The following is a 25,905-nucleotide window of genomic DNA, read 5'->3' on the forward strand; positions in this document are numbered from 1 at the left end:
TCTAAATAAAATATTGAAATTTCTAAACTTATCAAGAGATTGGTTTTTAAATAAAAGAGGTCGAATAAATACATATTATACGACCTCTTTTGGTTCAAACAAATTACAGAAACACTTATAAAGTTAATTGCATACGGTAGCAGGAATCTTCGGTAACAGTTACGGAGCCATCCCAGGTGTAGCCTTGGCAACTTGCCGAATAGTTGTACGTGCCAGGGGTAAGGTCGTTAAAATTTCCGCCAATGCCGTCTGGGGTACAATCTGGTGTGCCGGCGTAATAATATCCAGTTATATCACTGGTGCCTACGCCGCTTAAATTCACCGTAATTGGGCCACAGCCAAAATCGTCATTTATCCAAAACTTTACATCGCCTTTGTTGCTTCCGCCTCCAGAGCCACCGCCCCCGCCAGAGCCACCGCCGCCACCTGCATCACTGCAGTCAACGCCATAGCCGTTAACAATTACATCTACCGAACCGTTGGCGTCTAAATTTGCTTCCAAAACAAATTCTACTCCATTAATTGCAACGGTACATGTATTCGGGGGTATATCGCCCAAGTTATGTGCATATAAGGTTACATAATTAAAACCGTTGTAACCAAAATCGTAATCTACACTAATAGGACTGTCGGGTCCTCTTAATGTTTGTTCGTCTATAATAATATCGTCATTAGCAATAATTGAAACAATATCGCCATCAACGGTACCGTGATCCCAAACAGCAATGTTGGTAATTCGGCTGGTAATTTCAATACAGCCCAAATAGTTGTTTGGTCGCCCAAATGAAGAGGATGGAATGATGGAACTTTCGTTTACTTCAACCACTTCTTCCTCTTCTGGATCAGAATCTTCATCTTTTTCACAACTTATAAAGAAGAAGGAAAAAGCTAATAAAAATGGAAATAGGTATTTTAATTTTTTCATAATTTAATTTGGTTTTTAGTTAGTAAGTGTACAATTGGTATTGCTTTTAATATTTCATCTAGTTTATTTTTTCGAGGGAAATTTTAAGAAAAACCTGCAGTGCATTGCTTCAATTTTATTAACTTTTTACTCCCTCCCCAAAGAGCAAAATTTTAATAGAAAGCTGTATTATTACAATGCACTTATAGGTTTTTTCTTCAGATTAAATAAATTGCTAATTCAAACTAGTTCAATTTATTCGTCTTAAAACTAATACATTGCTGTACGTGATTACATTGTTATAAAGCAAATGTAGGGTAGGAGATTTCCAAATAAAATACCTATTAAGAGGTATTTTTGTAGAAATGTTGAATTAAAATAGTAGAGAGAGAACCGTTTTTTTAAAGTGCGGCCACAATGGTAATATTACGCATTTGCTGCATGTTAGCTTTTAAAATAGTTTTTTACCAAGATTAATAAGGTAACAAAAACTATAAAACCTACCAGGACCCAGATACTGCCCTTATAATATTTTTTGTGAAGTCTTTTATCGCCTTTATAGCTAAATATCATGATTATTACAAAGACAATAAAAAATAATCCAGCGAAAACCAATTGGCCATTAGTAAACATAAAGTTGTAGTTTTACAGGGGTTAAAAATACAATACTAATTTAAAAATCACCCTGCTATTTGGGCATAAAAATGAAGAATAAAATAAATGCAGTTTCTGAATTTCACGATGCATTTGGTCTAGGAATAAAAAACATTCCAACGGCTAATCTGGGAATGAAGAAAAACCTTTTGCGCTACGAATTAATGCGTGAGGAAAACGAAGAATACTTAAAAGCAGCAAACGAGGGCGATCTTGTAGAAGTAGCAGATGCCCTGGGCGATATGCTCTATATTTTATGCGGAACCATAATTGAACACGGTATGCAACATAAAATTGAAGAGGTTTTTAATGAAATTCAGCGCAGCAATATGAGCAAGCTTGGAGAAGACGGAAAGCCTATTTATCGCGAAGATGGAAAGGTGCTAAAAGGCCCCAACTATTTTAAACCGCGTATTCGCGAAATTTTGGAAAAATAACAACTAAAAAAAGTCCGAACAGTATAGATTCGGACTTTATAAAATATCGTTTTTTACTGCTTACGCAACTTCAAACCGCCAGCCAAACGGATCGTCACTACGGTTGTATTGAATATCCATTAATTCTTTTTTAAATCTCTTGGCAAAACCATCTTCCTGTTTTTCAAGTTCGTAAACGGTTCCTTTATAGCTAAACGCGCTTACCGGACTAATAACGGCCGCGGTGCCAGCTCCAAAAATTTCTTTTAAACTTCCATTTCTTGCCGCTTCTACAATTTCCGAAACCAAAACCGGCCTTACCTCTATTGTTAGATTATCTCGTTCCGCAAGCGCTAAAACGCTTTTACGCGTAACCCCATCCAAGATTCTGTCGCTTACCGGAGCAGTAAGCAGGGTGTTGTTTACCCTAAAAAATACATTCATTGTTCCCGCTTCCTCCAACAATTTGTGTTCGTTGGCGTCGGTCCAGATTACTTGTTGAAATCCTTTTTCGCGTGCCAAATTGGTTGGGAAAAATTGTGCGCCGTAATTTCCGGCAGCTTTTGCGGCACCTACGCCACCATTTGCCGAGCGGCTATAATGTTCTGCAATCTCTACTCTTACATCGCCAGTATAATATGCTTGCGCTGGCGACATTAAAATCATAAACTTATATTCAGATGAAGGCGATGCCGAAACACCCACTTGGGTTGCAATTACAAACGGACGGATATAAAGCGAATTCCCAAGCCCTGGTTGAATCCAGTCTTTGTCCATTTTCACGATAGTGGTTAGCGCCTCAAAGAAAATATCTTTTGGGAACTCTGGAATGGCCATTCGCACCGACGATTTATTAATTCGTTTAAAATTTTCCTCAGGTCTAAAAAGCCAAACCCGGTTATCGTCGTCTTTAAAAGCTTTCATTCCTTCAAAAACCGCTTGTCCGTAATGAAATACTTTCGCAGCAGGTGAGATTGTAAGCGGGCCATACGGCTTAATGGTAGGCTTTTGCCACACACCGTTTTTATAGTCGCATTCAAACATGTGGTCTGTAAAAGTATTTCCGAAGGTAAGATTGTTAAAATCTACTTCGCCAATTCTTGAAGTTGCAACTTTTTGGATGTCTAGTTTTTCGGTGGAAGGTGAATTCATGAAAAGAAATGTTTATTTGGTAAAAATAGGTAAAATTTAGACCATATAAAATTCAAAAAATCATTAAAATTGCAAAGCATTACCAATCAATAATTTATTTAAATTCTTCAAAATGAAAAAAATACTAATTCTGTTCTCACTTATAGCAGTTGCCATTGGCTGTAAAAACGAAAAAGTTGAAGACAAACCTGTGCTCGAAACTGAAACAATAGCCATGAACTACCAAACTTTTGGCGAAAAAATTACCGATGAAAACGTATTAAATACGCAAGCGGTAATTAAAAGATACAACGATTTAAAAATTGGCGATACAGTCAATGTAAAATTTGCCAGCCAAGTAAAGGAAGTTTGCCAAAAGAAGGGCTGCTGGATGAAAGTAGATTTGGGTGAAGACGAGGCAATGGTTCGTTTTAAAGATTATGGTTTCTTTATGCCGAAAGATATTGCTGGCAAAGAAATTATTGCCGAAGGTAAAGCATATGTTGAAGAAATGAGTATTGAAGATCAACGTCATTACGCCGAAGATGGCGGAGCTACGGCCGAAGAAATTGCTGCGATTACCGAAGTAAAGCGCACCCTTGCCTTTGAAGCTCACGGAGTACTTATTCCGGAAGAGGAAAAGCACTAGTTTTTTTGAAACGCACACTTTTTAAAACAGCCGACGGCTCTTATTCCTTGCATATTAACGAATGGAACGAGCAATACCATTCTAAGCACGGGGCAATAGCCGAAGCTCTGCATGTTTTTATAAAGGAGGGGCTTCATTATTGGTTTTCTGAAAATAAAGAGCCAGGTGTTTCAATTCTTGAAATTGGGTTTGGAACCGGTCTCAACGCTTTTCTTACTTTTTTAGAAACCGAAAAAAATTCGTTTGCTGTAAATTATACGGGAATTGAAGCCTATCCGTTACAAATAGATGAAATACGGCAACTCAATTACGCTTCACTTCTAAATACTTCCGAAGAAAAATTTATTCAATTTCACGATGCACCGTGGGAAGAGAAAACTAGGTTTTCAGAAAAATTTCACCTTGCCAAAATACAGCAGTTCTTTTCTGAAATATCGGTTGAAAACGCTTTTAATCTTATCTATTTTGATGCCTTCGGCATTCGGGTTCAACCAGAACTTTGGACTGAGAAAATCTTTAGTATAATGTACAGGTCTTTAAAGGCCAATGGCGTGTTGGTTACCTATGCGGCCAACGGTAATGCGAGGCGGGCAATGCAAGCGGTAGGCTTTACCGTTTACCGGCTACCCGGTCCGCCAGGAAAAAAGGAAATGTTACGGGCGGTAAAATAAGTAATCATTAATTTTTTGGAGTGCTCAGTTCAATGTAGGTAAAGTTCAAAAAATTTATGTGCAATGGTGAGCAATTCATAATCTTCCGTTAATGAGCATTGCCATTTGTTTTTGAATCGATAATTTTAATATTATGATAAAAAAGGTATTGATTACGGGGGCTACAGGACTTATCGGTTCGGAGTTGGTAAAGCAGTGCCATAGTGAAGGCATTGCTGTTAATTATCTCACAACCAGCAAAGAAAAAATTGAAAATACCGAAAACTACAAGGGTTTTTATTGGAATCCCCAAAATGGTGAAATTGATGTAAACGCATTTAATGGTGCAGAAGCCATAATTAATTTGGTTGGAGCCACTATTTCTGAACGTTGGACCAAAAAATACAAAAAAGTTATATTGGACAGCCGTATAGAAACTATGGACTTGTTGTACCAAACGCTAAAAAACATAAACCACAATGTTGTTCATTTTATTTCTGCGAGCGGCATTGGTATTTATCCAAATTCAGAAACTAGATTATACACCGAAGAAGATGATGAAATTGGCGATAATTTTTTGGCGCAGGTTGTAGTAAAGTGGGAAGCTGCAGCAGCCAGATTTAAAGGATTGGGAATGGGAATGGAGGTGAGCAAGGTGCGTACCGGAATGGTTTTGGCAAAAAATGATGGCGCATTACCGCAATTAATAAAACCAATTAAATACGGAGTGGGTGCGCCATTGGGAAATGGTGAGCAGTGGCAATCGTGGATTCACATTGAAGATATTGCCGGTATATATATGTTTTTATTAAAAAACCAATTGGAAGGCAAGTACAACGCCGTAGCGCCAAATCCGGTACAGAATAAGAAGATGACAAAGATGATTGCGGCTAAACTTAATAGCCCGCTTTGGCTACCTAATATTCCAGCCTTTGCTTTAAAATTAATTTTAGGCGAAATGGCCGTATTGGTGCTGGAGGGTCAATTGGTTAGCTCGCACAAAATAGAGGAGCTTGGCTACCATTTTAAATATTACAATTTAGAAACTGCACTGCAGGATTTACTATAAACAAAATAGAGCGGCAATTTGCCGCTCTATCTTTAGCTTTAAGTGTCTTAAAATTTATGCTTTTGTTGCAACCAAAAGCACATTTAATTTAATAGTGTCGTTTATAAACTTATCTCCCAAACTTGGAAATACAGATTTTGAACCGTAATTAACATCCCATTTCGTTCTGTCTATTTCAAAAGTTTCGCTTTTAAGGGTCATTTTATCACCTTCAATGCTTACCGTTGCAGGAAATTCAATGGGGTTTGTTTTATCTTTAATGGTCAGGTTTCCTTTAACCATATTATTCTCAATGCCGGTCATTTCAAACTTTGCGGTAGGATATTCGGTTGCATTAAAAAAGTCGCCTTCTTTTCCTTCAACAGTTCCTTTTAAGTGCGCTTCCAAGTTTGCTTTGTCTTCTCCAGTCAGGTCTTCTACATTAATACTATTCATATTAAAAGTAAAACTTCCAGCTTCAACCTTTCCTTCGTTTAAATGAATTGTTCCCGAAGCAAGATCAATAGTGCCGTGATGTTTGCCGGTAGGTTTTGCGCCTTCCCAGTTAATTTGAGATGCGGCAGCATCTACAGAATATTCGGTTGCCATTTCAGTGGCTTGAGCAGCTTCTTCGACCGTTGTTTCAGCTTCTTTCTCGGTATTTTTACACGAAAATGCGCCTATGGTAATAAAGGACATTAAAGTAATTTTTAAAAATGTAGATTTCATATTTATTGATTTTAGTTTATACGTGCAAAAATAGAGAATATACCGAGGTTTACTCTTAAAGAATTATTAAATAAAACCCTGTGACATTTTGACATTTTTCAACAAATGGCAGTACTTTTGCTCCCTTGAGAAAAAATTGAAAGAATAGCCATTATGAGCAAAGAAGATAATTTAAAAGAAACCCAGCACGATGCTGAAATTGGTTTTGACGAACAGGAGTTGAATTCGCAGGAAATTGCCGAAGAAAAAGTAACCGATGCACTTACAGAATTGCAAGAGGAGTTTCAACGTGAAAAAGATCGTTACCTACGCCTTTTCGCAGAATTTGAAAATTTTAAAAAACGAACTGCCCGTGAGCGTATAGACATGTTTAAAACTGCGGGAGAAGATGTAATTAATTCACTCTTACCGGTCTTGGACGACTTTGAACGCGCATTAAAGGAAATTGAAAAAAGCGAAGACGACGGCCTGTATAAAGGCGTTGCCCTTATAAATAACAAATTGCGCGAAACCTTAAAGTCTAAGGGGCTAAGTTTAATGGAAGTAAAACAAGGCGATGTTTTTGATTCGGAATCGCACGAAGCTGTTACCCAAATACCGGCACCGGACAAGAAATTAAAAGGAAAAGTGATTGATGTGGTTGAAAAGGGATACACCCTTGGCGATAAAATAATTCGATATCCAAAAGTGGTTATAGGACAATAATATGAAGGAAGATTATTACGAAATTTTAGAAATCTCAAAGTCCGCCACGGCAGCGGAAATTAAAAAAGCGTACCGAAAGAAGGCAATTCAGTACCATCCCGATAAAAATCCGGGCGATGCTGAAGCCGAGGCAATGTTTAAAAAATCTGCGGAAGCGTACGAAATATTAAGCGACCCCAATAAACGTTCGCGCTACGATCAATTTGGCCACCGAGCCTTTGATGGCAGTGGTGGTTTTGGCGGAGGTGGTATGAATATGGAAGACATATTCAGCCAGTTTGGCGATATTTTTGGCGGTGGTTTTGGTGGTGGCTTCGGCGGTTTTGGCGGTGGTGGTCGCAGAACCGTAAAAGGAAGCAATTTGCGAATACGCGTACAACTTACTTTGGAAGAAATAGCCAATGGCGTTGAAAAAAAGATAAAAGTAAAACGCAAAAAACTGGCCAAAGGCACAACCTATAAAACTTGTGCTACTTGTAATGGGCAAGGGCAGGTTACGCGAATTCAAAACACAATTTTAGGGCGCATGCAAACTTCTGCTACGTGTAGTGCGTGTGGTGGTACAGGCCAAATAGTAGATTCTAAACCAGCAAACGCCGATGCTGACGGTATGTTGGTAACCGAAGAAACTGTATCTATTAAAATTCCGGCCGGTGTTGTGGATGGAATGCAGTTAAAAGTATCTGGAAAAGGAAACGATGCTCCAGGCAACGGAATTTCTGGCGATCTTTTGGTTGCAATTGAAGAAAAACCGCACGATACATTACAGCGTGAGGGCGATAATCTTCACTACGATTTATATATAAGTTTTTCTGAAGCAGCTTTGGGTACTTCAAAAGAGATAGAAACCGTTACCGGCAAAGTGCGTATTAAAATAGACAATGGAGCGCAGAGCGGAAAGATTTTAAGACTTCGCAATAAAGGAATTCCAAGTATAAACGGATATGGAACTGGCGATTTGCTGGTACATGTGAATGTTTGGACCCCGAAATCGCTTTCGAAGGAACAAAAGGAGTTTTTTGAGAAAATGAGCAGTGACGAACATTTTCAGCCGAAGCCAGAGAAAGAAGACAAGTCGTTTTTTGAGAAAGTGAAAGATATGTTCTCTTAAACAAACGTTAAATAAATATTTTTCATATATTTGAAATGTCGCTTCGTCTTAGAAGTGATAATTTTTCTTTTTCATAGCAATTTTTTTTCCCACCCAAGAATTCATTTTTTGGGTGGGTTTTGTTTTTAAAAGCTAAGCCCAAAGCAACTCGACGGTTTTAAAATCGTCATTCTTTTAAAATAATTACCATTTGCACAAGCTGTGTTCATCTTCTTCACCTTTATAGTGCTGGTTTTTTTTAAGCGTATCTTTTCCCTTGGTTTATATGTCTAAAAAAAATCATAAATCTTTCTTCAATAAAGGTAGAGGTACTATCAATTCAATATATTTACATACTTCAAAAAAAATTTATGGAAAAACTTTTAGTAGTCAACAATGTTTCCAAAATCTACGGAGATTATAGGGCGCTCAACAATGTATCTATCGAGGTAGAAAAGGGAAGTATTTTTGGCCTGCTTGGACCAAATGGCGCTGGAAAAACTACGTTGATTCGCATTATTAACCAAATTACCATGCCAGATGCAGGTACGGTAATTTTAGATGGTGAACCTCTTCAGCCAAACCACATTAAATATATTGGGTATTTGCCCGAAGAACGCGGGTTATACAAGTCTATGAAAGTGGGAGAACAAGCGCTGTACTTGGCACAGTTAAAAGGATTGACTAAACAGGAAGCAAAAGAACGACTTAAATATTGGTTTGATAGGTTGGAAATAGGTGATTGGTGGGACAAAAAAATCCAGGAATTATCTAAGGGAATGGCACAAAAAATACAATTTGTTGTTACCGTACTTCACAACCCAAAACTGTTAATTTTTGATGAGCCATTTAGTGGTTTTGATCCTATTAACGCCAATCTTATTAAAGATGAAATATTAAAGCTACGCGACGATGGCGCCACCGTAATTTTCTCTACCCACCGCATGGAATCTGTAGAAGAAATGTGCGATCATATTGCATTGATTCACAAATCCAATAAAATTTTGGACGGTAGGCTTATCGATATAAAACGCCAGTATAAAAACAACACTTTTGAAATAGGTTTAATAACGCCAAACCACATGGCAGTTTCGACTGCTCTAAAAGATAAATTTGACATTTTTCCGGCAACGTTTAAGAGTATTAATGACGAATTGCAGTACAAAGTAAAGATTCCTGATTCTGTGGCGCCAAATGACTTTGTTAGTTATTTAACTTCGTTAGGGCAGTTAACGCATTTTGTTGAAGTAGTACCCTCTGCAAACGATATTTTTATTGAAACCATTCAAAAAAACTAAGCAACCATGAATCATCTTCCGCTTATAATAAAGAGAGAATATCTTACCAAAGTGCGCAATAAATCTTTTATTGTAATGACGTTTTTGAGCCCACTGATTTTTGTGGGTATTTTCGCATTGGTAGCCTATTTGTCCAGTCTAAATAACGATACCGTTCGTAATATTTCAATACTGGATGAAAGTGGCATGTTTGCAGGCGAATTTAATTCTACCCCCCATTTACAGTATAAAATGCTCAGCGGAGTACAATTGGCAGATGCCAAAAAAATAGCTGAAAATGGCGAAATTTATGGTTTGTTATATATTCCTAAAACCGAAAGCCTCGATGAACTTTCAGAGAAAATAACCTTTTATTCGGAAGACTCCCCCTCATTGTCTTTGATGAGTGACATTAATAACTTGTTGGAAGATAAAGTAAACACTTTAAAACTAAAGGAGGCCGGAATTGATTCAGAAACCATTAAAAACCTTCACATTAACATAAGTGCCAATCAAGAAACATTTCAAGGAAAGGAAACCTCAAAGTTAGGTTCCGGCTTAAAATTAATTTTTGGTGGTGCCGCAGGTTATTTGCTTTTTATGTTTATTATTATTTATGGCAATATGATTATGCGCAGCGTAATTGAAGAAAAAACAAGCCGTGTTATTGAAGTGATTATTTCTTCGGTAAAACCTCGAATTTTACTTTTGGGAAAAATCTTTGGAACTACACTCGCCGGGATTACACAATTTGTAGTTTGGGTGGTGTTAATACTTGTATTAATGACTGTGGTAACGTCGGTATTCGGCATAGATCCTTCTGCAGGTTCCCCGTCGCAGCAAGTTATAGAAAACAGTGTAAATGGTGGTACCCAGCAAGTTTTGCAAGATGTAATGCTCGAGATTAATAACTTACCTATTGCTAATTTAATAGTAATGTTTATCCTCTTTTTTGTAGGAGGATATTTACTCTATGCCTCATTATACGCCTCGGTGGGTGCAGCTGTAGATAGTGAAACGGATACCCAACAATTTATGATGCCTATTTTAATGCCACTTATTCTGGCGGTGTATGTCGGATTTTTCACCGTAATTGATAATCCACACGGAACTGTTTCCCAAGTTTTTTCGTACATACCTTTTACTTCGCCGGTAGTAATGTTAATGCGTATTCCATTTGGTGTGCCGCTTTGGCAGCAAATTATTTCGGTAGTAATTTTATTCGCAACCTTTATTGCTATGGTTTGGTTTGCGGCAAAAATTTACCGAGTGGGAATATTAATGTATGGAAAAAAACCAACGTACAAAGAAATTTTTAAGTGGCTTAAGTATTAATAAAGAATCCATTGAACGTTGCTATGAATTCGATGGAATTGAAAAAGAAAAATTATGAAAAAGAACCTTTGCCTTACGGCCTGCCTAATGCTTTTTATTTTAGGTGCGTCTGCCCAAACAACAGACTTGGCGCGGATTGAATATTTAAATTTGCAGTTTGCCAAATCCGATAATTCTATAAACCGTTATCGGGCTTTGCTTCAGGCGCCAATTCCATTAAACAAGGAGAAGGAAAACCTTTTGGTGGTGGGGCTGGAATACAGATATGTTGATATTAATATTAATGACTCACAAGATGTTTTCGCTTTTGACGACCAACTGGTTTCGTCTGTGCAACAAATGAATGCTTATTTGGGATATGTATGGAAACAAAACGATTGGCGATTTGGTGTAAAAACCGGGGTGAAAATTCAGAGCAATTTTGAAGGCAGTTTAGTAAACGACGACTTTATTTATGAAGTGGGAGCTTACGCCATAAAAGATAAAAAGAAAAATCCGGAAGAAGGTAAAAAACCATATCGCTTTATTATGGGGCTTGTTTATTCCACAACGCCGGGCAGATGGTACCCATTGCCCATTTTAAATTACTACAAAGAATTTCATCCCAATTGGACGTACACCCTCGGGGTTCCAAAGACCAATGTGCGCCACTATCTAAATAACAGTCATAAAGATGCTATTCAGGCATTTGCTACATTAGATAATGTGTATTCTAACCTTCAACAAAATTTTGTACCACTTATAGACCAAGGTGAAGATGGTAAAGTGGCAGAAAGTGTGCAACTAACTATTGGTTTATTGGGCCTTGGTTACGAACACTTTTTTACGGAGCATTTATTGTTTTATGGGTATGCGGCGCATTCGGTTTACAACGATTTTAGGTTGGAAGACGGCGATGGAAAAAAAGTTTATAAAATAAATACCGAAAATTCTCCCTATTTTAGGGCAGGAATAAAATTTAAATATTAATGGCAAGAATACTTATAATAGAAGATGAGGCAGCAATTAGAAGAGTTTTGGTGAAAATTCTTTCTGAAGAAAACCAAGGCTACGAGGTGTTTGAAGCAGAAGATGGCCTTGCCGGAATGGAACTGATAAAAAATGAAGATTTCGATTTGGTACTTTGCGATATCAAAATGCCCAAAATGGACGGAGTTGAGGTTTTGGAAGCCGTAAAAAAAATTAAACCCGAAACACCTATGGTTATGATTTCCGGACACGGCGATCTTGAAACTGCCGTAAATACAATGAAATTGGGCGCCTTCGATTATATTTCAAAACCACCGGATTTAAACCGTTTATTAAACACTGTTCGTATAGCCTTAGACCGGAAAGAGTTGGTTGTTGAAAATACCCGCCTTAAAAAAAAGGTTTCAAAAAACTATGAAATGGTAGGCGAATCGCCAGAGATAGAACAGATTAAAAAAATGATTGAAAAAGTGGCCCCCACCGAAGCACGCGTTTTAATTACCGGTCCCAATGGTACCGGAAAAGAACTGGTGGCGCATTGGCTACATCAAAAAAGCGATCGTAGCAACGGTCCGATGATAGAGGTTAACTGCGCTGCAATTCCTAGCGAATTAATTGAAAGCGAACTATTCGGGCACGTAAAAGGCGCTTTTACCTCAGCAAATAAAGACCGAGCTGGTAAATTTGAAGCTGCAAATGGCGGTACAATTTTTCTCGATGAAGTGGGCGATATGAGCCTCTCTGCGCAGGCAAAGGTGCTTAGAGCCTTACAGGAAAATAAAGTACAACGCGTTGGTAGCGACAAGGACATTAAGGTTGATGTTCGCGTAATTACTGCGACCAATAAAAATTTAAAAAAGGAAATAGAAGCAGGTAATTTTCGCGAAGATCTCTATCATAGATTGGCAGTAATTCTTATAAAAGTTCCACCGTTAAATGATAGAAGAGACGACATTCCATTATTGGTTGATTATTTTTCTGAAAAAATTTCAGTTGAACACGGTACGACTAAAAAGAAATTCGCTCCAAAAGCTATAAAATTATTGCAAGAATACGATTGGACAGGAAATATTCGCGAACTCAGAAATGTTGTGGAGCGCTTAATTATTCTCGGAGAAAAGGAAATTAGCGTTGAGGATGTTAAATTGTTCGCCAGTAAATAGATATATAGATGAAAGAAGTACGCATTGAAGATTTTAAAGTTAGTGGGCCTATAAAATTAGATGGCTCCCGAAATGATTTTGATTTGGAAGCCTCTGAGGATGAGTTGAAAAATCAATTAAGAAAAACGCGAAAAGAGTTAGGTAAACTTCAAGACACGCTATACGCCCATGGAAAATATGCAGTTTTGGTCTGCCTTCAAGGAATGGATACGGCTGGGAAAGATAGCTTAATTCGCGAAGTTTTTAAAGATTTTAATGCCCGTGGAGTAGTGGTTCACAGTTTTAAAACGCCCACTTCGCTCGAAAAAAAACACGATTATCTTTGGCGCCACTACATTGCACTTCCCGAACGCGGAAAGTTTGGCGTTTTCAATAGAACACATTATGAAAATGTTTTGGTTACCCGTGTACACCCCGAATATATTCTTGGTGAAAATTTGCCGGACGTAAACTCTTTAGATGATATTGATACAGAATTCTGGGACAAACGATTTCAGCAAATCAATAATTTTGAAAAGACAGTACAAGAAAACGGAACTATTATTTTCAAATTCTTTTTAAACCTTTCAAAAGAAGAACAAAAAAATCGATTGCTTCGCAGGCTGGACAAGCCAAATAAAAATTGGAAATTTTCTCCAGGCGATTTAGACGAAAGGGAATTATGGCAAGAATACAGAAATTGTTATGAGGAAGCCATTAATCGCACCTCAAAACCCCACGCTCCTTGGTACATTATTCCTTCAGACGATAAGGATACTGCCCGATTAATTGTGGCAGAAATTATGCTTCGCGAACTAAAAAAATACGAGGACATCAAAGAACCTGAACTAGACGACGCTATAAAGGCAAAAATTTCAGAATACCGTGAACGTCTTAAAAATGATTAATTTGTCGGCTCACTGAGTTAAAAAAGACACTGATTCTATAAAATTTTTTACAAATGAAAACTCGATTAATCCCTGCTTTAATTTTCTTTCTATTTATTTCAACTGCAAGCATTTCACAAAATGCAGCGCAGGATTCTACTATGCTAAAAAAGCTTTATACCACGGCCTTATCAGATGGAAAAGCATACGACTGGTTAGATTATCTTTCCAACCAAATTGGAGGACGTTTGTCTGGTTCTTTTGAGGCAGAACGCGCTGTAAAATACACCGAAGCCGAGCTAAAGGAACTGGGTTTAGACAAGGTTTGGCTACAACCGGTAATGGTGCCAAAATGGACACGTGGTTTTAAGGAATACGCCTATATTGAATCTCCCTCGGGCGAAAAAACCGTTACCAATATTTTAGCACTGGGAGGGTCTGTGCCAACACCTAATTTGGGAATAAAAGCCGAGGTAGTAGAAGTTCATAATTTTGAGGAACTCGCAAGTTTAGGTCGTCAAAAAATTGAAGGTAAAATAGTTTTTTTTAACAGACCAATGCAACCAGATTTAATACACACGGGCCATGCCTACGGAGGTGCGTCAAATCAACGTTATTCCGGTGCGGCAGAAGCTACCAAGTATGGAGCAATTGGCGTATTGGTGCGTTCGCTGTCTTTAAAAAACGATTCTGCACCGCATACGGGGGCAATGAGTTATGGCGATACCCCAGAATCAAAACGAATTCCTGCTGCCGCAATTAGCACAAAAGATGCAGATTATCTCAGTGGCTTACTGAAACTAGAACCACAGTTACAATTTTACTTTAAACAAAACTGTAAAATTTGGGACGATGTACTTTCTTATAATGTAATTGGCGAAATAACTGGCACCACTTACCCTGATAAATATATGGTAGTTGGTGGCCACTTAGACAGTTGGGATGTTGGTGATGGCGCTCACGACGATGGTGCGGGAGTTACACAAAGTATGGAAGTATTGCGACTTTTTAAAAAACTGAATTACAAGCCAAAACACAGCATTCGCGTAGTTTTATTTATGAATGAAGAAAATGGTTTGCGCGGCGGATTAAAATATGCCGAAGAAGCCAAACGAAAAAATGAAACCCACGTTTTTGCATTGGAGAGCGATAGTGGTGGATTTACACCTCGGGGTTTTTCGCTTGAAACCGATGCAGCTAACCTCGCGCAAATTCGTTCGTGGGTGCCACTTTTTGAGCCGTATTTAATTCATCTGTTTGATGAAGGGTATAGCGGCGCAGATATACGTCCAATGAAAGGAAATATTAATGTGCTGGCTGGATTACAACCAGATTCTCAGCGTTATTTCGATATTCACCACTCTGCAAACGATACATTTGAACAAATTAACAAACGCGAACTGGAACTTGGCGCGGCAACTATGGCTAGTCTGATGTATTTAATGGATACTTACGGCGCTAAATAAATTTAATTACCACCATACTACAAAAAAACGTTCCATTTTATGGGGCGTTTTTTTATAAATTAAAGGTGATTTGTTATTTTTAATCTGAAGTTCAACTTTCTCTTTTATTTCTGAAAACGAATGCCAGGCTGCAATAGCCCTTGGTGGTAAAAGCCATTCTTTTTTGGTGGGTATGGCGTATAGTGCTTCGCTTTCTTCCGCAACAAAATCGTTGTGTTTTATCCAATATCCTACGATGCAGTTGGTGTAATTTAAAGAGAAATCATTGCTTTTTATTTTCTTCGGAATGAATAAAAAAGCCTTTAAACACAATTGTTGCGAAGTTGGCAAAGTGATATTTAAAGAGTGTAGTTTTTCAATAGTTTCCGCTTTTTGAAGTAGTGGAAATTGTTTCAACTTTACTTTTTCCAATTTATCAAAAAGACTGTCTTTTCGGTTGGGGCCAATCCATTTTTCTTCTTCCGTAGCACCTAGATTTTCATCGTATAAATAAAATTTGCAAGCTAATTCAATATGAATTATTTCTTCACTTTGTATGTTTTTAGCTATGTAATCCAGTTCGCCTAAGGTTTCTTTCGCACCATTTATTTGAAGATTTGCCACGAGGAGTTTATAGTTTTTTGAACTTCTTAAAAATGCTTCAAAACAGGCTTCGGCTTGCATTCCGAGTACTAATTGTTCGGGAAAGTTGAATTCGCTTGTGGTTATCATTTCATTTAAAAAACTAAAATTTTCAAAAGGATACTTCTCCGAAGTAATTTTTAATTCAGGTGCGTTTATAAAGCTATTTAAAATGTGGCTATTCAATAGGTTGCGGTAAATTTTGGTGTTAAGTTTTAAATGTCCAAGCAATAAATCGGCTTTGTTTGTTGCCTTGCTCCATTTCAACAATTTTTATATTCGTAGGCTTGGTTTTGTTAATTGCGCGTTTACAATTTTTTAGGTTTTCTTTTTGCGACACTATGACTGTAAACCAATGTACTTGTTCCTTAAACTGAATGCTTTCTTCGGTCATTTTTCTTATAAATGCTACTTCGCCGCCTTTATACCATAACTCGTTGCTGAGACCGCCGAAATTTTTCGAGTTTTGGCCCTTTAAATCTAAATTTTTAAACTTGCGTTGGTTGCTTTGTTCTGCCTCTGTTCGGTTTTTAAAAAACGGCGGATTGCAAACCACCACATCAAAATAATCTGTGGGATGGATAATGTTTTCTAAAATTTGCGTCTTGAATTGCTGGTGCCGTAATTCAATATTTGTAAGTATTTTATTTTTAGAAATTATTTTTTGGGCATTGCGCAGCGAATCTGTATTCACCTCGCTAGCTGTGCAGCGCCAATTAAAATGACAACGTGCAAGTATGGGGTAGATGAGGTTCGGGCCCGTGCCAATATCCAGCAAATGGATGTCTGTTTTGTTTAACAAGTCTGCAACGTGTAACAAATAATCTAACCTCCCCGGAATAGGCGGGCAGAGGTTGTCTTCGGGGATTTTCCAGTAATTTAATTCGTAATGAGTTTTTAATAATGCTGTGTTTAGAGCTATTACCGCTTCATTATTGGCAAATTTTATAGTGGTGTTGCCATAATTATTCTTAAAGACAAAATGATTTAATGGAGGGTGGTTTGCTATAAGTGTACTAAAGTTATAATCTTTGGCAAAGGGATTTTTTGGATGCACAGCTTGTATTTTAAGAAAGTAAAGGTACTACAACGGGCGTAAACCAATTTTGAAATAATTTATAGCACAGGCTTTTGCTTTAGGTCGCGCGCCACTTTGGCTTCTTCATTTTTAATTATAGCATTTTTTACGGCGCTAAAAGTAATGTCTTTTGCTTCGGCATACGATATATTATAAACGCGGTTTAGTACACTGAACTCTTCGGGAAATTGTTCTAAAAGCGAATTATAATACACGTCTAATTGGTCTTGGTCAGGCAATTCGAATTTAAGTTTTAGTTGAAATCTTCGCAACAAAGCAGTATCAATCACACTGGGATGATTGGTAGCGGCAATTAATAAAACGTTATTTGGCAATTCATCAATTAATTGAATAACTGTATTTACCAATCGTTTCATTTCGGCAGAATCTTTATCGTCGTGATCGCGAAGTTTCCCGATGGAATCAAATTCGTCTAACAGCAAAACAGCGTTTTCACGAGCAGCTTTTTTAAAGACTTCGGTAATATTTTTAGCGGTTTCGCCCAATCGGGAAGAAACGATATTTCCCAAGTTTAAAATAATTATTTTTTTATCTAAAGATTGTGCAATGACTTTTGCGGTGGTAGTTTTTCCGCATCCCGTATGGCCAAAGAGAAAAATTTTATTGGCTACCGGAAGCTTGTATTTGTTTAAAATTTCAAAATGTTTAAACTCCTTTAACAACTGTTTTAAGGCATTTTTATTGGCCTTACTTAAATGTAATTGGTTTAAGCCAAGGGTTGCTTCTTTTGAAATAATTATAAAATCTGATAGTGCCATTTTAACCTATTTTAAATCTGCAAAAATACATTGAATTGTAATAGTTATTACCTTTTCAGCACACTTTCGTATTTTGCAATCCACTGTGCAACTGTAATTTTAGTCGCGAGCTCTCCCAGTAATTCAAATGGTATATTTTTTAGGTTCTTAAAACGAACACAGCTTTTTCCCATGTCTAGTTTTCCCTTTGCATACTTGGGATATTCTGCTACAAACCAAGCCATTATTTCAGGATCTGTGTAAATACCGGAATGATAAAAACCAATGTGATTTTTTTGTGAAGCAATGCTCATAAATGGTAGGGCATCCGTAGGTTTGCAGTGGTACCCATCGGGATAAATGCTGTGCGGCACCACATAACTAATCATTCCGTATTGCATAGTTTCTTCAAAACCATCCGGAAGGTTTTTCTTTACTGTATCTCGAAGTTTTTGCATCACTACCTTTCGATCTTCTGGTAGTTCATCAATATATTGATCCGGAGTCTTGGCGGTTGATTGCATTATTTTACTGGCTTTAAAAAATTCATTAAAAAACCCAAATTTAAAGCTTTTGTTTGGTATTGTGCAGAGGAATGTCTGGTGTATTAATTATTAAAGCGCAGCATCATCCCTTTCCAAGTTATTTTTACTTTCCCCGCCTTGGCTATGCAATTGGTTTTCTTCGTCTCGAAGTCCGTTGGGATTGTTTTGTTTTTTTGCCTTACTCCGGCCGGGGATGTCCAAGTCTTTTCCTTCAAAATCTACTTTATTCTTTCTATCCTTAAGTTGTTGATCATCGCCGCCATCGCCGTGAATATTTTTCTGGTTTAAAATATCTTTATCGTGGTCGGTAACTTCAGGATTGTACGGCAGGTTTTCATTTGTAGTGTTTTCTTTCTTTTTCATAATTAATATTTTTAGTTTCCTAAAAGTAATTAATGAAGAAGGCAATTAAAAGCAGTTTAACGGGACGTAGGCAATATTATAACAAAATATTATAAGGTTTTCGACTAAATTGATTTGAGGCCTGAATCTTTAAAATTGTTGAAATAAATTCTAAAGGTTACTGTTTTGTTTCTTGAACGTATATTTAAACCGGGTCAGAGATTTCAACTTTAATTTTTTTACTGATATCCCGCCGCCTGCAACTTAAACAGTTCTGAGTATAGTTTGGGATGAGCCATTAATTCGTCGTGGGTGCCTAGCTCCAGAACTTGGCCGTTTTGCAAAACCAATATACGATCTGCCATCCGTACGGTACTAAATCGGTGGCTGATAATAATGCTGGTTTTACCTTTTGTGAGGGCGATAAACCGTTCAAAAACATCATACTCTGCTTGCGCGTCCAGTGCACTGGTGGGTTCATCCAGTACCATCACATCGGCATCTTTCATATAAGCACGTGCTAACGCTACTTTTTGCCATTGTCCGCCACTTAGTTCGGTACCTTTATAAAAACGTCTGCCTAAACGCTGCTCCAGACCATCGGTCATTTCGTTAACTACTTGTTCGGCGAGACTTTTACTGGCGGCGTAATTTATAATTTCGTCGTTTTGTACTTGTGCAATATTGCCTACGGCTATGTTTTCGCGCAGGGTAAATTCATATTTAAAAAAGTCTTGAAAAATTACTCCAAACCGCTTTCGGTATTCGTCAACATCAAACTTATTAATGTTGGTGCCATCTAAGAGAATTTCGCCCTTTGTGGGTTCATAAAAGCGAAGAAAGAGCTTAATTAGCGTAGTTTTTCCGGCGCCATTTTGACCTACGAAGGCCATTTTTTCACCTGCTTTCATTTTAAAAGTTACGCCTTTTAGAACTTCGGTATTACTTCCCGGATAGGCAAAATGTAGGTTGTTAATTTGAAAACCTTCTTGTATGTTTTCGGGCATTGGAGTTCGTTTTTCGGAAGTTTGCTCAATTTTTAAATCTATAAAATCGAAGTAATCCTGCAGGTACAGCGCACTTTCTGAAATTCGAGTAAATCGAGAAAAGAAACCCTGCAAATTGTTGCGCAGTCTGTTAAAGGAGCCTGAAAGAAAGGTTAGTTCTCCAATACTGATAGCACCTGCCAAAACCCGCATAATTATATACACATAGGCGCCGTAATAGCTTAGAACGCCCAAAACATTAAATAATGAACCGTACAAACTTTGTTTGAGCGAGAGCTTTTTATTGATGAGGTAATAGTCGTTCGACAAATTTTTAAAACGTTCTGCTATAAAATCGGTGAGGCCAAAAAGCTTTATCTCCTTAGCGGTTTGGTTGTTGGCACCTATAAAACGAAGGTAATCCAGTTCGCGGCGTTCTGCGGTCCAACTGCGCGCTAAAGAATAGCGCGTGCTGCTGAATTTCGCTTCATTTATAAAAGAAGGAATAATGCTTAGGATAAGTATCAATATTAAAATTGGTTCAAAATAAATTAGTCCTGCAATAAGGGAAACCATAGAAATTAAGCTTTCGGCTTGCCCCAGTGCATTGGTCATTAAACCCACGCGACTATTGGTTTGGGTGCGGGCGCGTTCCAGCTTATCGTAAAACTCGGGATCTTCCAATTGGGCAATGGTAAGCTCGGAAGTTTTACGAATAATTTTTTCGGAAGACATATTGGAGTATAGATCGCCCAACAGGCCGTCTGTAAGGTTTATTAATCTTCCCAATAAATCTGAAAGCACTGCGACGCAGAATTCAATGATGACTAAATTCCACAACAAGGTGAAATCTTTGTCTTCGAGGGAAACTTGGAGAATTATTTCATCAATAATCATTTTTCCCACCCAGAGGATTACTACGGGAGTGAAAGCATTTAGCAATCTACTAATTGTATTTGCGAAAAATAACTTCGGACTACTGCGATAAATTTCCCTGAAAAAACGAGGAATTGTTTTTAAAGCTTTAAAGGAATCCTTGAGACTGGTTTTCTCTTCTTCTTCGGTGATGGATTTTAAAATTCGTCTTGCCATTTTTTTAATCTAAATTCTGAAATCAAAATTCAGAATTTTTGAATTACAAAGCTATTCTAAAAAACACAACAACTATCTTTGCGCAAAATTTTTTAAGAATTGGCACTTTCAGATTATACCAAAGAATTTAAATACAACACCAAGCTCGCCACGCCTGTAATTTTGGGAATGTTGGGGCACCAAGTGGTGGCTTTGGTAGATAATATTATGGTAGGCCAACTTGGTAGTGCCGAGCTTGCGGCAGTTTCGCTGGGTAATAGTTTTATGTTTGTGGCAATGAGCCTTGGGGTAGGTTTTTCTACGGCAATAACCCCATTGGTAGCCGAGGCCGATGGCGAAGGCAATCGCGAAAAAGGAAAATCTTCATTTAAGCACGGCTTATTTTTGTGTATTGTTTTGGGCTTGGTACTTTTTGCAACCGTAATGTTTGCAAAACCATTAATGTATGTTATGAGCCAACCGCCAGAAGTGGTAGATCTGGCAATGCCTTACTTAACACTGGTAGCGGCCTCCTTAGTGCCGTTGATAATTTTTCAAGGATTTAAGCAATTTAGCGATGGCATGTCTATGACTCGCTTTCCAATGTACGCTACGATTGCCGCCAATTTGGTAAATGTATTGTTAAACTACATGTTTATTTTCGGAAAATTTGGAGCACCCGAAATGGGGGTGGTTGGGGCCGCCATTGGCACCTTGGTTTCGCGAGTTGTTATGGTGGGGTATTTATGGTATTTGTTGAGTAGAGAAAGTAGATCGCGATTTTTTGTTACCGAAATTAAAATCTTCACGCTGAGTAAAAAAATGTTGAAAAAACTATTAAGTCTTGGTTTTCCCTCGGCTATGCAGATGTTTTTTGAAGTAGGTATTTTCACATCGGCAGTTTGGCTTTCTGGAATTCTTGGAAAGAATGCACAAGCGGCAAACCAAATTGCTTTAAACTTGGCGTCCATGACTTTTATGGTGGCAATGGGGTTTAGTGTAGCAGCAATGATTAGAGTTGGAAATCAGAAGGGATTAAAGAATTTTAGGGAATTACGTCGTGTTGCAATTTCTATCTTTTTGCTCACTGCGCTTTTATCCTTAGTTTTTGTTATCGGCTTTATACTTTTTAATGGCTCGTTGCCAAAAATATTTTTGGATTATGACAATCTTGCGCAATTTGCCGATAACAACGAAGTAGTAATTCTAGCCTCACAATTATTGATTATTGCAGCTATTTTTCAATTTACTGATGCCTTGCAAGTCGTGGCACTGGGAGCGCTTAGAGGGATGCAGGACGTAAAAATACCAACTGTACTTACCTTTATTGCGTATTGGATAATTGGTTTTCCGATTTCGTACTATTTAAGTATGCATACTTCCTTGGAAAGTATGGGTATTTGGATTGGCCTATTTGCAGGACTAACGGCTAGTGGCATTATGTTATTCATCAGATTTAATTATCTTTCAAAAAAATTAATTAGACTGGGCGATGCATAAATTTTATTCGCGATAGCCAATTTTTAAAGTTCAATTTCCTATTAACTAAAAATTTTTAAATAATGGATTTCCCAAAATATCTTCTAGGCGACAACAGCGATTATCCCACAGCTATATTTGTTATACACACAGAGTTTCCGCGGTATATCATTAATCTTGAAAACGATGAAGTTGAATGGTTGGAGGATTTTGATAAGGAAGACCAAAAGGAATTGGAGGCCGAAGCTGAAAATTTAATTCAGGGTGCAAACGATTTTTACGATCGTGAAATTGCACGCTATGACGAAGAATAATACCTATTTATGCTCGAACAACTTTTAAATTACGATACCGAATTTTTCCTGTTTTTAAATAATCTGGGCAATACTTCTTGGGACGGATTTTGGAGGTTTGTAACCGAAAAATGGTCCTCTATCCCCTTATACGCAATTCTGCTGTATTTAATCTATAAACATTATGGACTAAAAGGTACTTTGGTTGTTGTGGTTTGTGTTGCCTTAATGATTACTGCAACAGACCAGATTGCCAACCTTTTTAAATACGGAATTAAACGCCCGCGACCGTGCAAGGTTGAAGAGCTGCAACCATTAATGCGCTACGTTGCCGATGGCTGTGGTAGATTTGGCTATTTTTCTGCCCACGCTGCAAGTTCAATGGCAGCGGCTGTATTTCTTGGATTGAGCCTTCAAAAGTGGTATAAATATTTGCCTTTTATTTTATTGGTTTGGGCGGTAGCAACTGGATATAGCCGCATTTATTTAGGTGTGCATTATCCGCTTGACGTTATTAGCGGAATGGCCTTCGGCGGATTGATAGGCTGGTTGTTTTATCTTTTGCAGAAATGGGGGCAGCGGAAATTTAATGTCAGGTCGAACGCAGTGGAGATCTAATTTTCAACCAAAAATTTAAAGTAGAAGTAACCCTTCGATTGCGCTCAGGGTGAAATGGCGATTATTTTTTAGTAACGATAAACAATTCGCGGTATAGCCTTGTTTTGTGCGTTTTGCTGTCCGGTCCCTTCGGATTCATATCGTAACGGGTAATGTGTTCTCTTTTGAAGTTAGGATACACTTCTTCAAAATGTTTTAAACTTTCTTCAGAAACCAAAACGCCAAAACGATTTTCGGCAGGGGTACTAAATTCGCCATCTTTATTAAGCATTTCCATCTTTTTGCCGTAATCCCAAATAAGTTCGGGCGTCATTCCAGAGAATTCGTAAATTTTTAGATTTTCCCTTTCTTCAAAATCGTGCAATTCAGAAAATGGTTTATAATCGGGGTTTATGGTAATAGCTTTGCTTAACGGAAGACCGAACCAAATTACCGCTGCAATAAAAGCAATGGTTAAATAAAAAACGGTTGTAATTTTTTTGCGGAAAAGATTTCGAAAAATAAAAACAGCAACTGTAAATAGTGCAAACGAAAGCAGCGCAAACCAAAGCCAGTTTCCTGCGAGGCCATCTTTCAGAAAAATATAACCTCCAATGGGGAAGACAATTCCTATAAAGCCAATTAAGCCAAAATTAAAATATACAGGAATTGTTTCGCGTTTATCTTTTAATTCTCTAAATCTTCGGAAAAGATATTCAATATAAAACCCTGTATTCAGTGCCATTGGAATTAAAACAGGCAGCAAATAACGCGATTTTTTTTCCGGTATTAGTGAAAGTAAAATTACCGAAAGCACTGTCCAGAGAAAGGTAAAACGATATGCTTTTTTGTTAAAAACACGGTTCTTTAAATAAGGGTACACCAACCCGATAAACGCCGGAATGGTCCAAACTCCGCTTTGGGTAAAAAAGCTCCAATAATAATAAAACGGTTTTATTTCGTAGCTTATCCAGTTGGTTGTTTCTTTTTTGGTGATTGCTACTGCCGCCGGATCAAAGTTAAGCGTGTACCAATGCCACCAACCCGAAACTATTGTTGCAACAACCAAAAAAGCCAAGAGCGGCAACCAGCGTGTTTTAAAGTTTTTGTATTTGTAAACAATTCCGAAGGCAATTAAAAAGGGCAGGAGCAAAGCATAAAACGAAACGGGACCCTTGCTTAAAAACGAACAGCCAAAGAAAAAACCTGCCAATAGTGCATTTTGGTATTTGTGGGTTTTTTTTGTAAAAAATAAATAGAGTAGATAAATACACAAAAACATAAAACTGTGCGTATATATGTCCCATTGTCCGTCGCGCGCCGAGGCCACAATGTAAAAGGAAGTTGCCATTATTAACGAACTGATAAAAGCGTATAATTTTTCAGAAGTTAGTTTTTGCGAGAATTTATAGGAGCATAATACTAAAATTAGCGTCATAATTGCCGCTGGAAGCCTTAAAGCCCAAATTGATTTTATTCCGAAAATCGCCGCGGAAAAAGCCGTGAGCCAGGTGGGCAGTGGTGGTTTTTGATAACGTGGTTCGCCATTTATAGTTGTAAGTAGCCAGTTGCCATCGGTTAGCATTTCGCGGGCCGTGATAAAATTTCGCGCTTCCATAATATTTACGGGAAGCGAGTTTAAGTTCACAAAAAAAATAGCGGCACAGGTTATTACCAATAGTAATAAATAGTTTTTCTCAACTTTCATAGCGCAACTGTTTTTTCCAAATAAAAATATTTCGAACATAAATTATCAATCCGGCAATATGTCCTACAAACAGCACAGGGTCCTTTCTAAAAATTGCGTAGGTTAAAATTAAGGATGCACCCAAAACGCTCATGCGCCAAAAGCCTACGGGCAATTGCGAGTTTTTGGTTCTTTCAGAAACCATCCATTGATACACAAAGCGAAGCGTAAATAGTATTTGTGAAATTACGCCCAGCAGCAAAAGCCACAGCGGAATATTATCGTTATTAAAAAGCTTTTCAATATCGTACTCACCATTGTTGTAAGCGTAAAGCACTACGAATATTGGAAAAATAAAAAGAAAGATCTGCAAAAGTTTTGGCGATTTCTGCCATTCGCCCTGTAACTGTAAATTACGGATGTAAATGTAATACGTTAAGGCTTGCCCGAGCATGATGGCAAAATCGTCACGTAAATGGCCATACACAAAAAGTAAAAACGAGGCGATTAAACTCAATTTCCAAAATAAGGCTGGAGTAATAATGCGTTTGCTTTTTTCAGAAAGAATCCATTGCAAAATGAGCCGCGCACTAAAAAGAATTTGCGCTAAAAAACCAATGCTGTACACGATCCAATTGCTCATCCTTTGCTTTTAATCTCGTAATTGATGTATTTTTTCTTCATCCAAAGATACGCGAAACAGTCCATCAAAGGGCCAATTAAACGGTTCCAAAGGCCAAATTTTGCCGTGCCCGCCATACGCGGAAAATGTTGAACGGGGATTTGAATTATTTTGCCGTTTTGCAATAAAATCATAGCCGGTAAAAAACGGTGAAGCCCTTTAAACATTGGAATGCGTTTGGCATAATCTGTTTTTATTACTTTTAATGGGCAACCCGTATCGTCCATGCCATCGTGCGTAAAAGCGCGGCGAATACCATTTGCAATCGTAGACGACATATTTTTTACAAACTTATCTTTTCTATCTGCGCGTACGCCCGTTACTAAATCATATTCACCAATATGTTGAAGCAATAAATTAAAATCTTCCGGAGCGGTTTGCAAATCGCTGTCAATGTAGCCAAGCAAAGGGCTTTCAACATGGTCAAACCCAGCTTTTATGGCAGCACTTAATCCGCGATTTTCTTTAAATGAAATATATTGAAATGCTTCGTTCCGGCTACAAATTTCTTCAATTAGGGTTTGACTATTATCTTTAGAACCATCATTTACAAAAAGAATTGCGGTTTTTTTTAAAGCAATCTTAGTGTATGCCAGTAATTCTTTTTCAACCCGTTGCAGGTTTTCTTCTTCGTTGTAAACGGGTACAATAATGGTAAATTCGAACATTGTAGATTTTGAAAAGCTTTCTGCAAAAGTATTTCTTTTTTGTAGA

General features: G+C 37.7%; 27 protein-coding genes. 15 read left to right on the forward strand and 12 right to left on the reverse strand.

Features of this window, described 5'->3' with window-relative positions; translation table 11 throughout:
- Positions 1 to 115: 115 nt before the first annotated feature.
- Entirely contained in the window at positions 116 to 925 is an 810-nt protein-coding gene (locus QCQ61_RS08255; protein ID WP_279447160.1) for a hypothetical protein, read from the reverse strand.
- Between the two features lie 683 nt (positions 926 to 1,608).
- Here QCQ61_RS08255 and QCQ61_RS08265 point away from each other — a divergent pair.
- Positions 1,609 to 1,995: a nucleoside triphosphate pyrophosphohydrolase family protein gene (locus QCQ61_RS08265; protein ID WP_279447162.1), complete on the forward strand. Its 387-nt coding sequence runs from the start codon at positions 1,609 to 1,611 to the stop codon at positions 1,993 to 1,995.
- Positions 1,996 to 2,055: 60 nt separating this feature from the next.
- Here QCQ61_RS08265 and QCQ61_RS08270 read toward each other — a convergent pair whose 3' ends face one another.
- A complete protein-coding gene (locus QCQ61_RS08270; protein WP_279447163.1) occupies positions 2,056 to 3,126 on the reverse strand; it encodes a branched-chain amino acid aminotransferase in 1,071 nt (356 codons plus the stop codon).
- A gap of 112 nt (positions 3,127 to 3,238) precedes the next feature.
- Between QCQ61_RS08270 and QCQ61_RS08275 the strand changes: the two genes are divergently transcribed.
- The 3 genes from QCQ61_RS08275 (at position 3,239) to QCQ61_RS08285 (ending at position 5,473) form a co-directional block, all read left to right on the forward strand.
- Positions 3,239 to 3,754, forward strand: a complete 516-nt coding sequence (locus QCQ61_RS08275; protein ID WP_279447164.1) for a DUF4920 domain-containing protein — start codon at positions 3,239 to 3,241, stop codon at positions 3,752 to 3,754.
- A gap of 5 nt (positions 3,755 to 3,759) precedes the next feature.
- A complete protein-coding gene (gene mnmC2 / locus QCQ61_RS08280; RefSeq protein ID WP_279447165.1) occupies positions 3,760 to 4,425 on the forward strand; it encodes a tRNA (5-methylaminomethyl-2-thiouridine)(34)-methyltransferase MnmC2 in 666 nt (221 codons plus the stop codon).
- Between the two features lie 133 nt (positions 4,426 to 4,558).
- The gene (locus QCQ61_RS08285) at positions 4,559 to 5,473 is read left to right on the forward strand and encodes a TIGR01777 family oxidoreductase (RefSeq protein ID WP_279447166.1); all 915 of its coding nucleotides are present in this window, start codon (positions 4,559 to 4,561) and stop codon (positions 5,471 to 5,473) included.
- 54 nt (positions 5,474 to 5,527) lie between these two features.
- On the opposite strand, the gene QCQ61_RS08290 is transcribed toward QCQ61_RS08285, so the two are convergent.
- Positions 5,528 to 6,181 carry a YceI family protein gene (locus tag QCQ61_RS08290; RefSeq protein ID WP_279447167.1) on the reverse strand — a complete coding sequence of 218 codons (654 nt, stop codon included), beginning with the start codon at positions 6,179 to 6,181 and terminating at the stop codon, positions 5,528 to 5,530.
- Between the two features lie 153 nt (positions 6,182 to 6,334).
- Here QCQ61_RS08290 and QCQ61_RS08295 point away from each other — a divergent pair, with 153 nt between their 5' ends.
- The 8 genes from QCQ61_RS08295 (at position 6,335) to QCQ61_RS08330 (ending at position 15,052) form a co-directional block, all read left to right on the forward strand.
- On the forward strand, positions 6,335 to 6,886 hold the full coding sequence (locus QCQ61_RS08295; RefSeq protein ID WP_279447168.1) for a nucleotide exchange factor GrpE: 552 nt from the start codon (positions 6,335 to 6,337) through the stop codon (positions 6,884 to 6,886).
- A 1-nt stretch (position 6,887) separates the two neighbouring features.
- Complete coding sequence (dnaJ, locus tag QCQ61_RS08300; RefSeq protein WP_279447169.1) at positions 6,888 to 7,997, forward strand: molecular chaperone DnaJ; 1,110 nt, start codon at positions 6,888 to 6,890, stop codon at positions 7,995 to 7,997.
- 350 nt (positions 7,998 to 8,347) lie between these two features.
- Positions 8,348 to 9,274, forward strand: a complete 927-nt coding sequence (locus QCQ61_RS08305) for an ABC transporter ATP-binding protein (protein WP_279447170.1) — start codon at positions 8,348 to 8,350, stop codon at positions 9,272 to 9,274.
- 6 nt (positions 9,275 to 9,280) lie between these two features.
- Positions 9,281 to 10,588 carry an ABC transporter permease gene (locus tag QCQ61_RS08310; RefSeq protein WP_279447171.1) on the forward strand — a complete coding sequence of 436 codons (1,308 nt, stop codon included), beginning with the start codon at positions 9,281 to 9,283 and terminating at the stop codon, positions 10,586 to 10,588.
- A 54-nt stretch (positions 10,589 to 10,642) separates the two neighbouring features.
- The gene (locus tag QCQ61_RS08315; protein ID WP_279447172.1) at positions 10,643 to 11,557 is read left to right on the forward strand and encodes a hypothetical protein; all 915 of its coding nucleotides are present in this window, start codon (positions 10,643 to 10,645) and stop codon (positions 11,555 to 11,557) included.
- Positions 11,557 to 12,720, forward strand: a complete 1,164-nt coding sequence (locus tag QCQ61_RS08320; protein WP_279447173.1) for a sigma-54-dependent transcriptional regulator — start codon at positions 11,557 to 11,559, stop codon at positions 12,718 to 12,720. The genes QCQ61_RS08315 and QCQ61_RS08320 overlap by 1 nt, the downstream gene beginning before the upstream one ends.
- Positions 12,721 to 12,728: 8 nt before the next feature.
- Positions 12,729 to 13,607 (forward strand): PPK2 family polyphosphate kinase, encoded by an 879-nt coding sequence (locus QCQ61_RS08325; protein WP_279447174.1) that lies wholly within the window; start codon positions 12,729 to 12,731, stop codon positions 13,605 to 13,607.
- 53 nt (positions 13,608 to 13,660) lie between these two features.
- Positions 13,661 to 15,052 (forward strand): M20/M25/M40 family metallo-hydrolase, encoded by a 1,392-nt coding sequence (locus QCQ61_RS08330; protein ID WP_279447175.1) that lies wholly within the window; start codon positions 13,661 to 13,663, stop codon positions 15,050 to 15,052.
- A 6-nt stretch (positions 15,053 to 15,058) separates the two neighbouring features.
- On the opposite strand, the gene QCQ61_RS08335 is transcribed toward QCQ61_RS08330, so the two are convergent.
- The 6 genes from QCQ61_RS08335 to QCQ61_RS08360 all read right to left on the reverse strand — a co-directional run bounded on the left by QCQ61_RS08335 (position 15,059) and on the right by QCQ61_RS08360 (position 20,474).
- Entirely contained in the window at positions 15,059 to 15,859 is an 801-nt protein-coding gene (locus QCQ61_RS08335; RefSeq protein WP_279447176.1) for a DUF1853 family protein, read from the reverse strand.
- Between the two features lie 22 nt (positions 15,860 to 15,881).
- Positions 15,882 to 16,730 carry a 23S rRNA (adenine(1618)-N(6))-methyltransferase RlmF gene (gene rlmF, locus QCQ61_RS08340; RefSeq protein WP_279447177.1) on the reverse strand — a complete coding sequence of 283 codons (849 nt, stop codon included), beginning with the start codon at positions 16,728 to 16,730 and terminating at the stop codon, positions 15,882 to 15,884.
- 59 nt (positions 16,731 to 16,789) lie between these two features.
- A complete protein-coding gene (locus QCQ61_RS08345) occupies positions 16,790 to 17,530 on the reverse strand; it encodes an AAA family ATPase (RefSeq protein WP_279447178.1) in 741 nt (246 codons plus the stop codon).
- Positions 17,531 to 17,577: 47 nt separating this feature from the next.
- Positions 17,578 to 18,033, reverse strand: coding sequence for a DUF1801 domain-containing protein (locus tag QCQ61_RS08350; protein WP_279447179.1), 456 nt, complete (start codon positions 18,031 to 18,033; stop codon positions 17,578 to 17,580).
- Positions 18,034 to 18,123: 90 nt separating this feature from the next.
- A complete protein-coding gene (locus tag QCQ61_RS08355) occupies positions 18,124 to 18,417 on the reverse strand; it encodes a hypothetical protein (protein WP_279447180.1) in 294 nt (97 codons plus the stop codon).
- Positions 18,418 to 18,635: 218 nt separating this feature from the next.
- Positions 18,636 to 20,474, reverse strand: coding sequence for an ABC transporter ATP-binding protein (locus QCQ61_RS08360; RefSeq protein WP_279447181.1), 1,839 nt, complete (start codon positions 20,472 to 20,474; stop codon positions 18,636 to 18,638).
- 99 nt (positions 20,475 to 20,573) lie between these two features.
- On the opposite strand from QCQ61_RS08360, the gene QCQ61_RS08365 reads away from it, so the two are divergent.
- The 3 genes from QCQ61_RS08365 to QCQ61_RS08375 all read left to right on the forward strand — a co-directional run bounded on the left by QCQ61_RS08365 (position 20,574) and on the right by QCQ61_RS08375 (position 22,843).
- On the forward strand, positions 20,574 to 21,953 hold the full coding sequence (locus tag QCQ61_RS08365; RefSeq protein ID WP_279447182.1) for an MATE family efflux transporter: 1,380 nt from the start codon (positions 20,574 to 20,576) through the stop codon (positions 21,951 to 21,953).
- Positions 21,954 to 22,015: 62 nt separating this feature from the next.
- Complete coding sequence (locus QCQ61_RS08370) at positions 22,016 to 22,246, forward strand: DUF8828 family protein (protein ID WP_279447183.1); 231 nt, start codon at positions 22,016 to 22,018, stop codon at positions 22,244 to 22,246.
- 9 nt (positions 22,247 to 22,255) lie between these two features.
- Positions 22,256 to 22,843, forward strand: a complete 588-nt coding sequence (locus tag QCQ61_RS08375) for a phosphatase PAP2 family protein (RefSeq protein ID WP_279447184.1) — start codon at positions 22,256 to 22,258, stop codon at positions 22,841 to 22,843.
- Positions 22,844 to 22,904: 61 nt separating this feature from the next.
- Here QCQ61_RS08375 and QCQ61_RS08380 read toward each other — a convergent pair whose 3' ends face one another.
- From QCQ61_RS08380 to QCQ61_RS08390, 3 genes are read right to left on the reverse strand one after another with little or no spacing between them, the layout of a single operon-like run.
- Complete coding sequence (locus QCQ61_RS08380) at positions 22,905 to 24,530, reverse strand: ArnT family glycosyltransferase (RefSeq protein ID WP_279447185.1); 1,626 nt, start codon at positions 24,528 to 24,530, stop codon at positions 22,905 to 22,907.
- Positions 24,520 to 25,152 (reverse strand): lipid-A-disaccharide synthase N-terminal domain-containing protein, encoded by a 633-nt coding sequence (locus tag QCQ61_RS08385; protein WP_279447186.1) that lies wholly within the window; start codon positions 25,150 to 25,152, stop codon positions 24,520 to 24,522. Before QCQ61_RS08385 ends, QCQ61_RS08380 begins: the two co-directional genes overlap by 11 nt.
- The gene (locus tag QCQ61_RS08390) at positions 25,149 to 25,859 is read right to left on the reverse strand and encodes a glycosyltransferase family 2 protein (protein ID WP_279447187.1); all 711 of its coding nucleotides are present in this window, start codon (positions 25,857 to 25,859) and stop codon (positions 25,149 to 25,151) included. The genes QCQ61_RS08385 and QCQ61_RS08390 overlap by 4 nt, the downstream gene beginning before the upstream one ends.
- Positions 25,860 to 25,905 lie beyond the last annotated feature (46 nt).

Source organism: Aequorivita marisscotiae (genome assembly GCF_029814825.1).
GTDB lineage: Bacteria > Bacteroidota > Bacteroidia > Flavobacteriales > Flavobacteriaceae > Aequorivita > Aequorivita marisscotiae.

Bases quoted from the DNA above. Each gene is read 5' to 3' on its own strand.
- QCQ61_RS08255 (WP_279447160.1), bottom strand. From the start codon at position 925: ATGAAAAAATTAAAATACCTATTTCCATTTTTATTAGCTTTTTCCTTC.
- QCQ61_RS08265 (WP_279447162.1), top strand. From the start codon at position 1,609: ATGAAGAATAAAATAAATGCAGTTTCTGAATTTCACGATGCATTTGGT.
- QCQ61_RS08270 (WP_279447163.1), bottom strand. From the start codon at position 3,126: ATGAATTCACCTTCCACCGAAAAACTAGACATCCAAAAAGTTGCAACT.
- QCQ61_RS08275 (WP_279447164.1), top strand. From the start codon at position 3,239: ATGAAAAAAATACTAATTCTGTTCTCACTTATAGCAGTTGCCATTGGC.
- QCQ61_RS08285 (WP_279447166.1), top strand. From the start codon at position 4,559: ATGATAAAAAAGGTATTGATTACGGGGGCTACAGGACTTATCGGTTCG.
- QCQ61_RS08290 (WP_279447167.1), bottom strand. From the start codon at position 6,181: ATGAAATCTACATTTTTAAAAATTACTTTAATGTCCTTTATTACCATA.
- QCQ61_RS08295 (WP_279447168.1), top strand. From the start codon at position 6,335: ATGAGCAAAGAAGATAATTTAAAAGAAACCCAGCACGATGCTGAAATT.
- dnaJ (WP_279447169.1), top strand. From the start codon at position 6,888: ATGAAGGAAGATTATTACGAAATTTTAGAAATCTCAAAGTCCGCCACG.
- QCQ61_RS08305 (WP_279447170.1), top strand. From the start codon at position 8,348: ATGGAAAAACTTTTAGTAGTCAACAATGTTTCCAAAATCTACGGAGAT.
- QCQ61_RS08310 (WP_279447171.1), top strand. From the start codon at position 9,281: ATGAATCATCTTCCGCTTATAATAAAGAGAGAATATCTTACCAAAGTG.
- QCQ61_RS08315 (WP_279447172.1), top strand. From the start codon at position 10,643: ATGAAAAAGAACCTTTGCCTTACGGCCTGCCTAATGCTTTTTATTTTA.
- QCQ61_RS08320 (WP_279447173.1), top strand. From the start codon at position 11,557: ATGGCAAGAATACTTATAATAGAAGATGAGGCAGCAATTAGAAGAGTT.
- QCQ61_RS08325 (WP_279447174.1), top strand. From the start codon at position 12,729: ATGAAAGAAGTACGCATTGAAGATTTTAAAGTTAGTGGGCCTATAAAA.
- QCQ61_RS08330 (WP_279447175.1), top strand. From the start codon at position 13,661: ATGAAAACTCGATTAATCCCTGCTTTAATTTTCTTTCTATTTATTTCA.
- QCQ61_RS08345 (WP_279447178.1), bottom strand. From the start codon at position 17,530: ATGGCACTATCAGATTTTATAATTATTTCAAAAGAAGCAACCCTTGGC.
- QCQ61_RS08350 (WP_279447179.1), bottom strand. From the start codon at position 18,033: ATGCAATCAACCGCCAAGACTCCGGATCAATATATTGATGAACTACCA.
- QCQ61_RS08355 (WP_279447180.1), bottom strand. From the start codon at position 18,417: ATGAAAAAGAAAGAAAACACTACAAATGAAAACCTGCCGTACAATCCT.
- QCQ61_RS08360 (WP_279447181.1), bottom strand. From the start codon at position 20,474: ATGGCAAGACGAATTTTAAAATCCATCACCGAAGAAGAAGAGAAAACC.
- QCQ61_RS08370 (WP_279447183.1), top strand. From the start codon at position 22,016: ATGGATTTCCCAAAATATCTTCTAGGCGACAACAGCGATTATCCCACA.
- QCQ61_RS08375 (WP_279447184.1), top strand. From the start codon at position 22,256: ATGCTCGAACAACTTTTAAATTACGATACCGAATTTTTCCTGTTTTTA.
- QCQ61_RS08380 (WP_279447185.1), bottom strand. From the start codon at position 24,530: ATGAAAGTTGAGAAAAACTATTTATTACTATTGGTAATAACCTGTGCC.
- QCQ61_RS08385 (WP_279447186.1), bottom strand. From the start codon at position 25,152: ATGAGCAATTGGATCGTGTACAGCATTGGTTTTTTAGCGCAAATTCTT.
- QCQ61_RS08390 (WP_279447187.1), bottom strand. From the start codon at position 25,859: ATGTTCGAATTTACCATTATTGTACCCGTTTACAACGAAGAAGAAAAC.